Source organism: Rhodococcus sp. 06-418-5 (assembly GCF_002258285.1).
Taxonomy (GTDB): domain Bacteria; phylum Actinomycetota; class Actinomycetes; order Mycobacteriales; family Mycobacteriaceae; genus Rhodococcoides.
Genome location: NZ_NOYE01000025.1, coordinates 361,705 through 375,519 on the forward strand (window position 1 = coordinate 361,705; position 13,815 = coordinate 375,519).

12 protein-coding genes are annotated in these 13,815 nt (G+C 63.4%); 6 read left to right on the plus strand and 6 right to left on the minus strand.

Annotated elements, in window-relative coordinates:
- Positions 1 to 65: 65 nt before the first annotated feature.
- On the minus strand, positions 66 to 1,457 hold the full coding sequence (gene shiA / locus CH274_RS20380; RefSeq protein ID WP_094658711.1) for a shikimate transporter: 1,392 nt from the start codon (positions 1,455 to 1,457) through the stop codon (positions 66 to 68).
- A 145-nt stretch (positions 1,458 to 1,602) separates the two neighbouring features.
- The gene (locus tag CH274_RS20385; protein WP_032394824.1) at positions 1,603 to 2,325 is read right to left on the minus strand and encodes a GntR family transcriptional regulator; all 723 of its coding nucleotides are present in this window, start codon (positions 2,323 to 2,325) and stop codon (positions 1,603 to 1,605) included.
- A 201-nt stretch (positions 2,326 to 2,526) separates the two neighbouring features.
- On the opposite strand from CH274_RS20385, the gene CH274_RS20390 reads away from it, so the two are divergent.
- Both CH274_RS20390 and CH274_RS20395 read left to right on the plus strand, forming a co-directional pair.
- Positions 2,527 to 3,393: an isocitrate lyase/PEP mutase family protein gene (locus tag CH274_RS20390; RefSeq protein WP_094658713.1), complete on the plus strand. Its 867-nt coding sequence runs from the start codon at positions 2,527 to 2,529 to the stop codon at positions 3,391 to 3,393.
- A 30-nt stretch (positions 3,394 to 3,423) separates the two neighbouring features.
- Positions 3,424 to 4,413, plus strand: coding sequence for a C-terminal binding protein (locus tag CH274_RS20395; RefSeq protein ID WP_094658714.1), 990 nt, complete (start codon positions 3,424 to 3,426; stop codon positions 4,411 to 4,413).
- Positions 4,414 to 4,481: 68 nt separating this feature from the next.
- Here the strand turns inward: CH274_RS20395 and araA are convergent, their stop codons facing one another.
- Genes araA through araB form a run of 3 tightly spaced genes read right to left on the minus strand, consistent with a single transcriptional unit; the run spans position 4,482 to position 8,351 of the window.
- The gene (araA, locus tag CH274_RS20400; protein ID WP_094658716.1) at positions 4,482 to 5,966 is read right to left on the minus strand and encodes an L-arabinose isomerase; all 1,485 of its coding nucleotides are present in this window, start codon (positions 5,964 to 5,966) and stop codon (positions 4,482 to 4,484) included.
- Positions 5,967 to 6,003: 37 nt separating this feature from the next.
- Positions 6,004 to 6,681 carry an L-ribulose-5-phosphate 4-epimerase gene (locus tag CH274_RS20405; protein ID WP_045196143.1) on the minus strand — a complete coding sequence of 226 codons (678 nt, stop codon included), beginning with the start codon at positions 6,679 to 6,681 and terminating at the stop codon, positions 6,004 to 6,006.
- Positions 6,678 to 8,351, minus strand: coding sequence for a ribulokinase (gene araB / locus CH274_RS20410; protein ID WP_094658718.1), 1,674 nt, complete (start codon positions 8,349 to 8,351; stop codon positions 6,678 to 6,680). Before araB ends, CH274_RS20405 begins: the two co-directional genes overlap by 4 nt.
- A gap of 272 nt (positions 8,352 to 8,623) precedes the next feature.
- On the opposite strand from araB, the gene fdhA reads away from it, so the two are divergent.
- The 3 genes from fdhA to CH274_RS20425 all read left to right on the plus strand — a co-directional run bounded on the left by fdhA (position 8,624) and on the right by CH274_RS20425 (position 10,716).
- Positions 8,624 to 9,841 (plus strand): formaldehyde dehydrogenase, glutathione-independent, encoded by a 1,218-nt coding sequence (fdhA, locus tag CH274_RS20415; protein ID WP_094658807.1) that lies wholly within the window; start codon positions 8,624 to 8,626, stop codon positions 9,839 to 9,841.
- Positions 9,842 to 9,937: 96 nt separating this feature from the next.
- Positions 9,938 to 10,141 (plus strand): zinc-ribbon domain-containing protein, encoded by a 204-nt coding sequence (locus CH274_RS20420; protein WP_094631541.1) that lies wholly within the window; start codon positions 9,938 to 9,940, stop codon positions 10,139 to 10,141.
- Between the two features lie 200 nt (positions 10,142 to 10,341).
- Positions 10,342 to 10,716, plus strand: coding sequence for a luciferase domain-containing protein (locus tag CH274_RS20425; RefSeq protein WP_143546622.1), 375 nt, complete (start codon positions 10,342 to 10,344; stop codon positions 10,714 to 10,716).
- Positions 10,717 to 10,785: 69 nt separating this feature from the next.
- Here CH274_RS20425 and CH274_RS20430 read toward each other — a convergent pair whose 3' ends face one another.
- Complete coding sequence (locus CH274_RS20430; RefSeq protein ID WP_045196137.1) at positions 10,786 to 11,943, minus strand: beta-ketoacyl synthase N-terminal-like domain-containing protein; 1,158 nt, start codon at positions 11,941 to 11,943, stop codon at positions 10,786 to 10,788.
- A gap of 191 nt (positions 11,944 to 12,134) precedes the next feature.
- On the opposite strand from CH274_RS20430, the gene CH274_RS20435 reads away from it, so the two are divergent.
- Positions 12,135 to 13,742, plus strand: coding sequence for a sensor domain-containing protein (locus CH274_RS20435; RefSeq protein ID WP_094658722.1), 1,608 nt, complete (start codon positions 12,135 to 12,137; stop codon positions 13,740 to 13,742).
- Positions 13,743 to 13,815 lie beyond the last annotated feature (73 nt).

The following is a 13,815-nucleotide window of genomic DNA, read 5'->3' on the forward strand; positions in this document are numbered from 1 at the left end:
GTCTCCATCAACCGTGCCGCCCCGATCTGTTGTACACATTGTTGCAGCACAAACGTATTCGAACTTCAGACCGATCGAGAGCCGATCGCATCGTCATGCAGGCCTTCGGGTTCGGTTCCGGGCAGCTCTGGATCGCTCGCATCGAGCGTCGCTGTTCGATCGGCGTCACCGTGAGAGATGGAGGCTGCAATGACGGCCGAGACGGCGCAGCCGATTCCGAGGTACGCCGCGACCAGGTACCAGCCGCCGTCGTTGAAGCCGACGAGCAGTGCAGCGATGAACGGAGTGAGGCCGCCTGCAATGGCACTGGCAACCTGGTAGCCGACTCCGGCACCGCTGTAACGGTATTCGGCACCGAACATCTCGGTGAACAGTGGCTGCTGCGCGCTGACGACCGAATCGTGCCCGATATTGAAGAGGACTACGGCGAGGATCGCGGTACCGACCAGAGAATTGTTGTCCATTGCCATGAAGAACGGAGCCGCACAGACTGCGCCGACAATGGAGCCGAAAACATAGATCCTCTTGCGGCCGTAGCGATCCGACAGGTAAGCAAACGTCGGAATCGTGACGATTCCAAGCGCACCGACCACGAGGATGATGTCCAGCATGAAGCCGCGGCTGATCTCGGTGTGATTGGTGGCGTAGCTCAACGCGAAGGCGGTGACGATGTAGCCGATGAACAGCTCGGCAAAGCGTAGTCCGATGATCTTCAGGAATGCGGTCGGGTGCGCCTTCAGTGCCTCGAGAAGGGGGATCTTCCTCTGCTTCTTGACATCCGAATTCTCGACCTTCTCGGTGAACTCCGCTGTCTCGTTGACGCTGGAGCGGATCCACAGGCCTATTCCTACGAGGACGATGCTGGCGATGAATGGGATTCGCCAGCCCCATTGGTTGAAGTCGTCGTCGCTCAGCGTCGCACTGAGAATGGCTACCGAACCAGTTGCGATAAGTAATCCGACCGAGTATCCGACCTGTACGCCGCTGCTGTAGAACGCCTTCTTTTTCGGGGGCGCGCTTTCGACCGCCATCAAAGCCGCCCCGCCCCACTCACCGCCGACGGCGAATCCCTGAATTGCACGTAGCACGACGAGCAAGGCCGGGGCCCACCATCCGATGGAGTCGAAGGTCGGTAACAGGCCTATCCCAGTCGATGCCAGTCCCATGACGAGCATGGTGATCACCAGCATCCGTTTGCGACCCAGTCGATCTCCGAAGTGGCCGAAGACGATCCCGCCGAGCGGACGGAAGAAGAACCCCACCCCGAACGTGGCGAATGCGGCCAGGGTTCCGATTGCGGGGCTCACGTCGGGGAAAAATGCCGTGTTGAAAACCAGCGCCGCGATCAGGCCGTAAAGGATGAAGTCGTACCAATCGATGACGGCACCCGCGAAACTGCCGAACGCGGCTTTGCGGGCCTGCCGTTCCTGTTCGGGTGTGAACGCTATTTCGGTCATGGTGGTCCTGGGGTCCTATTCGTGAACGAACGCCGTGCGTTCAGGCTGCATGAGGCATGGAGGCTCTTCACTCCACAACATGGATCCCGCAACTGGGATACTAGATGAGTGTGACACGGGGCACGTCAGCTCGCAAGGGCCTCTTTCAGAGCGCTTGGAGTTTGTGTCGCATGCGATCTGCGCGGGAGCCCGTCTGTGCGCGTGTGCGCTGCGCAAGTGCGACCAGGTACATCTCCCGGGTGCGCATGATGTGTACTTCGAGTAGCGGTTCGAGATCTCCGGCGTTACCCGAGTCGAAAATTCTGGCCATGTGTTCGTGCTCGGAGAACGACCGCTCGGGTTCGGTGGGTGAGAGAAACGTGAGGTGGGTGCGGAGCGCAGCTACCCGTGTGAGGTTCATGCGATATGCGTTCTGCAGGTACCGATTTCCGCAGTTTTCGAAGAATGCCTCGTGAAAGCATGTATCGGCTTTCCCGTAGCGCTGCGAGTCCCGGGATGGGCGCGCCTCGTCCATGTCCTCGATGGCGGAACGGAGGTCGGCGAGGGTGGCCGTGCGATTGCGCTCGAAGGCCAGCGACGCGGCGCGGACTTCGAGTGTGGCGCGAAACTCGCACAGCTCGGCGATTTCGTCCTCGGTCGGTTGGAACACGTACGTTCCGGATTTCGGCACTACCGTGACCAGGCCTTGGAGTTGTAGCAGTCTCATTGCTTCACGGACCGGAGTTCGGCTGACGCCCAATGCTTCGGCCACTGCGTCTTCGGACAGGGCCTCGCCCAACTCGAAGTTGCCGTCGATGATGGACGCTCTCAGTGTGTCGGCCACCGACGACGCCAGTGACGGGGCCTGTGGGCGCACGGTACGTGCCATGAATTCTCCCGTTTTCGCTGCTTACGGTCTCGACTCTACCGGCATGTACGTCAGGGAGATCATGATGCAGCATGCAAACGTTGCATTCCAGTTAGCTTGAATCTAGGATCCTAGTTAAGAGGGATTCGATCCTTCTTCTCGATCTCCACCTCTCCCGCGGTTCGCGACCAGTTCACCGCCGATCACACCAGGAGCAGCTTCGTGCATGCAGCCGAAACACTCGAAACTCTGATTTCACCCGGTGCCCCCATTGTTCGAGCCCCGGGCGCGTTCGACTCGTTTTCGGCGCGACTCGTCGAGAGCGCAGGATTTCCTGCGGTCTACATGACAGGGTTCGGTGCGACAGCATCCCGGCTCGGGATGCCGGACATCGGCTTGCTCACGCAGACCGAGATGACCGAGCATGCGCGAAACATGGTGCGCAGCACTTCTATCCCCGTCATCGCTGACGCCGATACCGGCTACGGAGGCCCGTCCAACATCGACCGAACCGTGCAGGAATACCTCCAAGCAGGTGTCGCTGCCATCCACCTCGAAGACCAGGTCGCGCCCAAGCGGTGTGGTCAAATGGCGGGAATTCGTCTCATGCCGGTGGCAGAAAGCGCCCGGCGCGTCGAAGCTGCGGTGGCGGCCCGCAAGGCTGGATCTCTTCTGGTGATCGCACGGACAGACGCGCTGGCGGCCACCGGCCACGAGGATGCGATCGCCAGAGCAAAGCGATACCGAGATGCCGGTGCTGACCTTGTTTTCGTGGATGGGGTGAAGACGCGGTACGACGTCGATTACGTGGCCGAGAATCTCAACGGACCCAAGGTGGTCTCTCTGGTCGACGGCACCGAAGCGGCAACCCTGTCTGCATCCGAGCTGGAGGAGCGCGGGTTCTCGGTGGTCTTCTATGCCCTCACTGCACTCTTCTCGGCGGCCACGGCGATGCGAAAGTCGTTGTCGGACTTGAATCGGACCGGACGGATCACCGCCGGCGACGACGCGATCACGTACGCGGAGTATTCCGACATCGTCGGACTGCAATACCACCAGAAGCTCGACAACGAATTCGGCGCTCTCTGAACCATTTCGACCACACCGAGGAGTCAGACCATGCCGAAGATCGTCATTACCGACTACGAATTTCCCGACCTGAAACCAGAGCTGGATGTGCTCGACGGTCACGACATCGAACTCGTCACCGGACCGTTCGCGTCCCGAGAAGACTTGGTAGCTGCGTGCGAGGATGCCGACGCCGTCATCAACCAGTACACGATCATCGATCACGAGTTCATCACGCGCCTGAGCAAGTGCCGAGTGATCTGCAGATACGGAATCGGGGTGAACACCATCGACGTGCCGTCGGCGACAGCAGCCGGAATCATGGTCGCGAACGTGCCCGACGGGTCGCTCGACGATGTATCCGATCACGCTGCGGCACTCATCCTGTCGCTGTCGCGGGGCCTTGGGAAATACGACCGAGCTCTTCGAGCGGGTCAGTGGAACTATCAGTCCGCGGCACCGCTGCACAGGTTGCGCGGTGGAGTCTTGGGTTTGGTCGGGTTCGGAAACATTCCCCAGCGGCTCGCCGCGAAGATGCGGGCCTTCGGCATGGAACCCATTGCCTACGATCCGTACTTGACGGCTGAGCAGGCGGAGGAATTGGGGGTTCGACCGGTGGATCTGGCCGATTTGATGCGGCTGTCGGATGTGGTCTCCGTACATGCCCCACTGACCGAATCCACGCGCGGCCTCATCGGGAGGCCTGAGCTGGAATCGATGAAGCCTTCTGCCTTTCTGGTGAACACCTCTCGTGGAGGCATCGTGGACGAGGACGCGTTGGCCGATGTTCTGCGGACAGGATCGATTGCGGGTGCAGGACTCGACGTGTTCTCACACGAGCCGCTTCCCGCGAATCACGAGTTCGGATCGTTGGACAACACTGTTCTGTCCCCACATTGCGCGTGGTATTCCGAAGAGTCGGAGGTAGAGATTCGCTCCAAGACTGCACGCAATGCGCTCGAAGCATTGACGAACGGACGCCCAGTGTATTTGGTCAATACCGAGGTCGAACCGCGACACTTGGACCGGGTCACGGGCTGAGCTGTTGAAGCGTCGGGCACCGGCAAGCCGCGTGGGCGGCTCACCGGTACCCAACGGGCGCAGTGTTCCTACAGTCTCGCTGCGAGTCGGTGGTAGGCCGCGTTCCATCGCAGTGTCTGTTGGAATCCACGCGTGGTGGTGCCCGCATCGATGGTGAGCAGTTCGACGCCGATCATGTCCGAGAATGCCTCCAGCACAGGCAGGCCGATGGCGGTGCTCAGAACCGTGTGGTGGGGCGCACCGGCCGTCAGCCAGGATTCCGCCGACACCGCGAGTGAGGGCTGCGGTTCCCACACAGCGCACGCCACGGGTAGTTTCGGCAGCGCCTCGTCGGGCTCGACGACGTTGATCACGTTGGCTGTCAATCTGAATCGTTCACCGACATCCGAGAGTCCGACGACTACACCGGGTCCTGGATCGGCAGTGAATCGCAGTCGCACCGGGTCTTCGCGGCCACCGATGGACAGTGGATGGATCTCCAGGGTGGGCCGCGAGGCGGTGATCGACGGGCACACCTCGAGCATGTGTGCGCCGAGGATCTTCTCCGCACCGGGAACGAGGTTGTAGGTGTAGTCCTCCATGAACGACGTTCCGCCGTCGAGTCCCTCGGCCATCACCTTCATGCCGCGCAACAACATCGAGGTCTTCCAGTCACCCTCGCCGCCGAAGCCGTATCCGTCGGCCATGAGGCGCTGCACTGCGAGCCCGGGCAACTGACGAAGTCCGCCGAGATCCTCGAAGTTGGTGGTGAAGGCCCGGAATCCGCCGTCGGTCAGGAACTGCCGCAGCCCGGCTTCGACACGGGCACCGTAGCGGAGGGATTCGTGACGGTCACCGCCCTTGTCGAGGCTCGGTGCGATGTCGTAGGACGAGCGGTATTCGTCGATCAGGTCCGAGATCGCCGAGTCGCTCACTCCGTCCACCCACTCGACCAGATCGTTGACGCCGTAGGTGTTGACGGAGACTCCGAATCGCAACTGCGCTTCGACCTTGTCGCCTTCCGTCACTGCGACGTCGCGCATGTTGTCGCCGAAACGTGCCAGGCGCAGTGATCTCAGCTCCGCGCGGCCGAGGGCCGCTCGCACCCACTGCTCCGCACGCTCCACAACCGCGGGATTGTCGACGTGGCCCGCCACGATCGTGCGCAGAACCCCCACCCGGGACTCGACGTGCCCGAACTCGCGATCACCGTGGGCGGCCTGATTGAGGTTCATGAACTCCATGTCGATCGTGGACCAGGGCAACGACATTCCCGCCTGCGTATGCAGGTGCAGCAGCGGAACGTCCAACGCATCGAGGCCGGCGATCCACATCTTGGCGGGGGAGAAGGTGTGCATCCACGTCACCACGCCCACGCATTCGTCGGCGGCATTGGCCTCGCGCATGGTGCCGAGGATGGACGACGCGTCGAGCAGAACCGGCTTCCAGACCACCGAGACAGGAAGTGCCGCATCGAGTTTGTCCGCGATCTCGCGAGACTGGGCTGCTACTTGTTCGAGGGTCTCGGGCCCGTAGAGGCTTTGACTACCGGTGAGAAACCAAACTTCGGACATGGGAGTACCTCCGTGGAGAGAAGATTCGGCGCGCCGGTCAGCGCTGGCCGTAGACGTTCTGATAGCGGTCGTAGAGCGCGTCGACCGATGCGCTCGGAATGCGAAGTGGCTGTCCCAGTTGGTAGGACAGATGTACCGATCGCGCGACGTCCTCGCACATGACAGCCGCCTTCACCGCCGATCGAGCGGTGGGTCCCACCGCGAACACACCGTGGTTCTGCATCAGCACGGCGGGAGATCGACTGTCCGCGAGGGTGTCGACGATGCCGCGGCCGATCGAGTCGTCGCCGATCGTGGCGAAGGGTCCGACCGGGATGTCTCCGCCGAACTCGTCCGCGCACATCGTGGTGACCACGGGAATCGGTTCTCCTCGGGCCGCCCACGCAACCGCGTACGGCGAATGTGTGTGCACCACACCGCCGATGTGATCGAGGTGTCGGTATACGTAGGCCTGCGCTTCGGTGTCCGATGACGGCGCATGGTCACCCTCGACCACCTTGCCGTACAGATCGCACACCACCATGTTGCCGGGCGTGAGATCGTCGTACGAAACGCCACTGGGTTTGATGACCATCAGATCCCGGCCCGGAACCCGCGCCGAGACGTTGCCTGCCGTCCACACGACCAGTCCGTACCGCATCAATTCGGCGTGCAGGGTGCAGACGTCGCGGCGGATCTGCTCGATGGCCTCGCGCACGTCGTCGACGACGGTCATCGTGCATCCACCTTTCGGGTCAGCGCGTCACGTCGGAGTGCTCGCAGACGGCGCATGGTCGGCACGTCCCGGCCGAACCGGTCGTGCAATTCCAGATAGATCTCGAACAGGGAGTCGTAGGCTTTCGATCGCGATTCGTCGGGCACGAAAGCGGCCCGGTGTACCTTGCCCATCGACTTCGAGGCGACGGGCACGTCCGGGTAGCACCCGGCCGCCACCGCCGCGTGGATGGCAGATCCCAGAGCAGGTCCCTGTGCGGAGGCGATGACCGACAATGGCATTCGCAGCACATCGGCGTAGATCTGCATGAGCAGCGCGTTGCGTGCCAACCCGCCGGCGACGACGAACTCCTCGACCGGGACGCCACTGTTGCGGAAGGTTTCCACGATGACGCGGGTTCCGAATGCCGTTGCTTCGAGCAGCGCACGGTAGGTGTCCTCGGGACGCGTGGCCAGCGTGGTCCCGACGACCAGGCCGGAGAGCTCGTGATCGACCAGAACCGACCGGTTCCCGCTGTGCCAATCGAGCGCGACGAGTCCGTGCTCGCCCACGTCCTGCGCCTGCGCGAGGCGGGTCAGGTGCTCGTGCACCGACTCACCTGCCGCAGCAGCAGCCTCGCTGTACGCCGCGGGAACCGATGTGCGCGTGAACCATCCGAAAATGTCGCCTACGCCGCTCTGCCCTGCCTCGTAGCCGAACGATCCGGCGACGATTCCGCCGTCCACAACCCCGCACATGCCGGGAACTTCCTTCAGGACGGTCGAGCTCATCACGTGGCAGGTCGAGGTCCCCATGATGGCGACCATTCGGCCCGGTTCCACCGCTCCGGCCGCGGGTGCCGTCACGTGCGCATCGACGTTGCCGACGGCGACGGCTATGCCCTCGGGAAGTCCGGTCCATCGCGCAGCCTCGGCGGTCAACGTACCTGCACGAGAACCCAACTCGCCCAGAGGCTGATCGAGCTTGTCGGCGACGAAGGAACCGAAGCCCGGTGCCAGTTCGGTGAGGAAGTCCACGGACGGGTAGTGCCCGTCCTGATAGATGCCCTTGTAACCGGCGGTACAGGCGTTGCGTACGTAGTGTCCGCACAGTTGCCACACGATCCAATCGGCGGCTTCGACCCATCGGTCCATCGCGTCGTAGATCTCGGAATCTTCCTCGTGAATCTGCAGTGCCTTGGCGAACTCCCATTCCGAGGAGATCAGTCCGCCGTAACGAGGCAGCCAACTCTCGCCGCGACGCGCGGCGAGTTCGTTGATGCGGTCCGCCTGCCCCTGTGCCGCATGGTGTTTCCACAATTTCACGTACGAGTGCGGTCGATCGGCGAAGCGCGGATCTTCGCACAGCGGAGTGCCGTCGGCGTAGGTGGGCACCATGGTGCACGCGGTGAAGTCGGTGGCGATGCCGACCACCTGCTCGGCCTCGATGCCCGCAGCGGCCAGCGCGGCGGGTACCGCCCGACGCAGGACGTCTCGATAGTCGTCCGGTACCTGCAGGGCCCATGCGTCGGGCAATCGGACCGTGCCGTCGGGCAGCGTCTCCTCGAGCACTGCGTGTCGGTAATCATGTACTGCCGAGGCGATTTCGGTGCCGTCGGACACCCGAACGACGACGGCGCGTCCGGACAGGGTGCCGAAGTCGACCCCAACCGTGTATCGGTCAACCGGCATTCAGATCTCCTTCGTGGGTCACCGACTGTGACGTGTGCAACACAGTGTGAGCGCTAACATCGTGTCGAGTCAAGTGTCTGCATCGCGAAGTGGGCGGATCCGACACGATGCGTTCGTCTCGGGTGGTCCTTGCCGCCTATGTCCGGATCGGAGTTACTCGCAGCGCTCGCATGCGCGCCTGTGCATACTGGTGTGATGCGGGCCACATGCGCGATCAGTTCGATGATCTCGGCCCGCCGGTCGCGCAACTCACTCACCGAAGAGGAGAACTCATGGCAGACAACAGAGCAGTGACGTACGCAGGACCGGGCAAGGTAGAGGTGCAGGACATCGCTTTTCCGGGCCTGGAGTTGACCGACGGCCCTGGTGTGAATCCGGCCAACGTCGGACGCAAGTGCGAGCACGGAGTGATTCTGAAGGTCGTCTCGACCAACATCTGCGGCAGTGACCAGCACATGGTTCGTGGGCGCACGACCGCGCCCGAGGGTCTGGTGCTCGGCCACGAGATCACCGGCGAAATCGTCGAGGTCGGACGCGACGTCGAGTTCCTGAAGGTGGGGGACATCTGCTCGGTTCCGTTCAACATCGCCTGCGGGCGGTGTCGAAACTGCAAGGAGCGCAAGACCGGAATCTGTCTCAACGTCAACCCCGATCGACCTGGCTCGGCCTTCGGCTACGTCGACATGGGCGGGTGGGTTGGCGGACAAGCCGAGTACGTCATGGCACCGTACGCAGACTTCAACCTGCTGAAGTTCCCCGATCGTGATCAGGCTCTGGAGAAGATTCTCGACCTGACCATGCTCTCGGACATCTTCCCCACCGGCTTCCACGGAGCGGTCACCGCAGGAGTCAAACCCGGTGCGACGGTGTACATCGCGGGCGCGGGACCGGTCGGCCTCGCTGCTGCGGTCGGTGCGCAGTTGCTGGGAGCGTCGGTGGTGATCGTGGGCGACATGAACGCCGACCGGTTGGCCCAGGCGCGAACGTTCGGCTGTGAGACCGTCGACGTGGGCAAGGGTGCACCGCAGGATCAGATCGAACAGATTCTCGGCGTGCCAGAGGTCGATGCCGCGGTGGATGCGGTGGGCTTCGAGGCCCGCGGTCACGGTGGAGATTCGTCGAGGGAGGCCCCGGCCACGGTTCTCAACTCGCTCATGGAACTCACCACGGCAGGCGGCGGCATCGGCATCCCGGGGTTGTACGTGACCGGCGATCCCGGCGGCGTGGACGAGGCTGCTCAGCGCGGAGCTCTGTCGCTCAGCCTCGGCACCGGTTGGGCCAAGTCGCTGTCGTTCGCCACCGGGCAGTGCCCGGTGATGAGCTACCACCGCGAGTTGATGAATGCGATTCTGAAGGAACGTGTTTCGATCGCGAAGGCGGTGAACGCGACGGTCATCACCCTCGACGACGCACCGCGGGGCTACCGCGAATTCGACAGCGGAGTCGCTCAGAAATTCGTCATCGATCCACACGGCATGATCGCGAGCTGACACCGACCCTGCCGGCACGGTCACAGTCGAGAAGAACGCGACGGTGACCGTGCTGCGCCGAGTTCGGCAGATGTTCGTGACACCTATGCTGGGGTGATGTTCCTACTCTTCGGTTTCGGCAGCAAGCGCAAACACGTCGGCCCAGGCTCGACGCGGACCTGCCCGCGGTGCCACAACACCACGCAGTGGGCGCGCATGAAGCAGTACCAGCAATTCACGCTGTTCTTCGTCCCCGTTGCTCGGTGGAAGCGGGTCGAGTTCGAGCAGTGCGGAATCTGTGGCGAGGCAGTGTCGGTGTGAAAGCCTCCAGAATCCTCGGCTCGTGAACATCGCCGAGGACTACGCGGCATGGAAAGCGCTCGGCCCCGGTGGGCTACCCGCCAACATGGTGGGGTGGGCAATCACCAAGATCCTCACCCCGCTCGGTAGGGATCCGTTGACCGTGCGTGGCGTCGACGCCGCATCGTCGGCGCGGGAGCTGCCAACCCGGCCCGGTGTCGATGTTCGACGTCCTCGAGTCCTGTGCGCGTGCAGATTCCGATCGTCTTTACCTGGGCACAAGTCATTTCGAGAAGCGCGGGCAGGCTCTGTACGTGGTCGCCGAGGCCCGACGACCCGGTGTGGTGAGACAAGCCGGTGGGGAGATCGCTCACGTCCACCCCAGCGACGGGTCGCTGCACGTCGTCGCGCAGCACGGCGATGCCCAGCGCATCATCGATGCCGGTTGGGGAGAATTGCATCCGCTGGCCGGCCGCCCACCGATCGGACTTCCCGAGCCCTACGTCCTGCTGTACTCGCCTCGAGACCGTCACGACGTCGAGCAGATCACCCGGATCCTCTATCGCATTGTCGAAACTGCTGTCAGCACAGGCTGATCGCTCGATCGCCGAGCGGCGCTCGGGAGCTCGGCAGCCCACGCGAGCTGCCGAGCCTCCGATGACGACTCACGCCGGTGCCAGCACCACCACCGAGTTGTGTCCGCCCATTCCCAGGGACGATTTGACGGTCAAGCCGGGCTCCGCAGCGGTGAAACCGTCGAGCAGCAACGGGTGCGCATCGGATACCTGCGGGGCTGCGGGCACTAGTCCACGCTCGAATCCCATCACCGCAGAGATGGTTTCGATCGCCGACGCCGCGCCTTGGCAATGTCCGGTCAACGGCTTCACCGAATACACCTGCGCGTGGGAGTCCAGCACCGTCTCCAACATGGTGGTTTCCGCTGCATCGCACTGCGCGGTGCCGGGTCCGTGGGCGTTGAGATACCGCACCTGCTCGGCGGTGACGTCGGCGTCGGCCAAGGCCTGCTCGAAGCAGTCCCGCACCTGGGTGAGCGCAGGGTCGATCGAGGTGGCATGAAACGCGTCGTGTGTCATCGAACCGCCCAGCACCCGTGCGTACGACGCCGAACTGCGCGTCGACAGTACGAATGCCGTTGCGGCCTCGCCCATTCCGAAACCGCGGCTACCTTCTTGGAACGGCCGGCAGCCTTCCTGCGGCTCCACGTCCACGACACCGACGCCGAGCTTGACGAAGTGGTCGATGTTCTCCGGAGTCAGGGACAGATCCGTGGCGACGAACACCACGTCGTCGACGAATGCCGTATCGAGCCACATCTTGGCGGTGAGCAGACCGGCGTTGCCCGACGCGCACATCGCCGAGACGTTCATCGCCGGGCCGTGAAAGCCGTATTCCTGCATCAACAGCGACACCGGGGTAGACGGCATCAGCGTCAGGTAGTCCCGAACACGGCGTTCTCCGCCGTCGCGCAGATAGAAGTTGCGCCACTCGTCCACTTCACCCAGGACGACGGCATGGATCAGACCCACCCGTCGACCCGGCTGCCAGCCACGCGCCAACGCATCTTCGACGGCTTCGCGTGCGGCCCCGCGAAGTGCACGCCCGAATCGACTCGATCCGTCGTTCTCGTCCCCGCCGTCGGGAACTTTCGCGAGCCACACCGGATTGTGCCCGGGTCTGGTCTGGTCGTGGTGCAGGGTGGCCGCCGCCTTGCCGGTGAAGAGGCCGTCCCACAGTGCGGATGCGCCCCAGCCGTAGCCGGACAGTGCGCCGATCCCGGTGATGTCGATGCCATGAGAGCTCATCGTCGAAATCCATTTCTTTTCGAGGTACGCGAACCGGATTCGGCTCACTCCTCGATTTAGCCCGGTAAACCGGCACCGGGTCCAGCCGAGAAAGAGGCATAGCGCCCGAATCGGGCGGTACACTCCAGAGGTGCCTCGGTAGGTGGTTCAATCGGGTGTTGACCGTCCGTCTACGAACGCGAGGACCGAGCATGGAATCAGGGGAGCGCAACAGCGTCGGCGACCCTGATTCACGTGCCGCGTCGCCAGGACTGGCGGATCGATATCGGGTTCTCGTCGAACATTCACCGGATGCGATCGGAGTCCACCGACGAGGCGTGATGGTCTACCTCAACCCCGCCGGACTGAAGTATCTCCGTGCCCGGAGTGCCGCCGACGTCATCGGCCGCCCGATCACGGCGTTCATCGCCCCCGAGTCCGTTGGGCCCATGCTCGAACGGATCGCCGCCCTCGACAGGCACGGCACCGCCAGTGCAGCGTCGGAGGCGACGGTACTGGCCCTGGACGGGACGGTCCTGACAATGGAAGCGGTGTCGGTTCGCACGGTGTGGAACGGCGAGCCGGCGTACCAGGTGATACTTCGGGATCTCACCGAGCACAAGGCTGCGCAGAGGGCGCTGCAGAAGCAAGCTGCACTGGTCGAGCACGTCAGCGACGCCATCATCGGGGTATCCGCCGACGGTCTGGTGTCGAGTTGGAATCCCGCCGCCGAGTCGGTCTACGGACGACCGGCCGAGGACGTACTCGGGCGTAGCGTCTCGCATGCGGTGGGGGTGCCGTGCGATCCGGCGGCCATTCTCGGTCTCGGTGGTCGGCTGTGCGAGTCGCATCGGCACGCGGACGGATCGGCGCTGGCCGTGATGGTCTCCGCAGCCCAGATGCCCGACGGTTACGTGTTGGTCTGTGCCGACCAGAGCGCGGTGCGCAGAGTCGAGGAACACTTCACCGCCGTCGTGGAATCGCTGGAGGCGGGGGTGGTGGTCCTCGATCACTCCGGCCGCATCGAATCGGCGAACCTCGCAGCGAAGACGATTCTCGACATTCAGGTCGGAATGGCGACGGCAGGACAGGCGTCGGTCCTTCCGTTTCGCGTGTACGGCACCGACGAGGGGCCGATCGAGCCGCACGAGCACCCGGTCGCCGTCACCAGCAAGACCGGACAACCCTGCCAGGCCGTGATCGGAATCGAACGGTGCCGGGACGGCCGACACTTCTGGTTGTCCTTGACGGCGACGATGCTCAACGCATCCGACCCGACCCCCTCGGTCGTCGCGACGTTCGTCGACATCACCGACACCTATCGGATGAGCATGAAGCTCGAGCATGCGGCCACACACGACGACCTGACCGGCCTGCCGAACAGGCCGTTGATCCTGGCTCGTCTGGACGAGCAGTTGGCCGAGTCCGATCGCGAGGACTCGATGGCCGTGCTGTTCATCGACCTCGACAACTTCAAGACCATCAACGATCTGTACGGTCACACTGTCGGCGACGCCGTTCTGGGTGTGGTCGCAGACCGTCTGACGCGAGCCCTTCCGGCCGAGGCCTTCGTGGGGCGTATCGGAGGCGACGAGTTCGTGGCCGTCGTTTCGCACTGTGTGGGGACCGAGGCCGACGACGTACGCGCCGAACTCGCCACACCGATCACGGTCGCGGGGCGGGTGTTGACGGTGACTGCGAGCATCGGCGGCGTGACCGTCGACCGCGACGACACCCGAAGTGCCCTGGACATACTCGACGATGCCGATCACGAGATGTACCAGGCCAAGCCGATCACGCAGTACATTTCGCATTCATAACAACATCGGTAGCAATCTGTTGTTTCTGTTACCGAAGGTGCGCATGGTGCGTGCGACTCGGACATACTTCGTC

Bases quoted from the DNA above. Each gene is read 5' to 3' on its own strand.
- CH274_RS20430 (WP_045196137.1), bottom strand. From the start codon at position 11,943: ATGAGCTCTCATGGCATCGACATCACCGGGATCGGCGCACTGTCCGGC.
- CH274_RS20435 (WP_094658722.1), top strand. From the start codon at position 12,135: ATGGAATCAGGGGAGCGCAACAGCGTCGGCGACCCTGATTCACGTGCC.
- CH274_RS20405 (WP_045196143.1), bottom strand. From the start codon at position 6,681: ATGACCGTCGTCGACGACGTGCGCGAGGCCATCGAGCAGATCCGCCGC.
- araB (WP_094658718.1), bottom strand. From the start codon at position 8,351: ATGCCGGTTGACCGATACACGGTTGGGGTCGACTTCGGCACCCTGTCC.
- CH274_RS20385 (WP_032394824.1), bottom strand. From the start codon at position 2,325: ATGGCACGTACCGTGCGCCCACAGGCCCCGTCACTGGCGTCGTCGGTG.
- CH274_RS20395 (WP_094658714.1), top strand. From the start codon at position 3,424: ATGCCGAAGATCGTCATTACCGACTACGAATTTCCCGACCTGAAACCA.
- CH274_RS20420 (WP_094631541.1), top strand. From the start codon at position 9,938: ATGTTCCTACTCTTCGGTTTCGGCAGCAAGCGCAAACACGTCGGCCCA.
- fdhA (WP_094658807.1), top strand. From the start codon at position 8,624: ATGGCAGACAACAGAGCAGTGACGTACGCAGGACCGGGCAAGGTAGAG.
- araA (WP_094658716.1), bottom strand. From the start codon at position 5,966: ATGTCCGAAGTTTGGTTTCTCACCGGTAGTCAAAGCCTCTACGGGCCC.
- CH274_RS20425 (WP_143546622.1), top strand. From the start codon at position 10,342: ATGTTCGACGTCCTCGAGTCCTGTGCGCGTGCAGATTCCGATCGTCTT.
- shiA (WP_094658711.1), bottom strand. From the start codon at position 1,457: ATGACCGAAATAGCGTTCACACCCGAACAGGAACGGCAGGCCCGCAAA.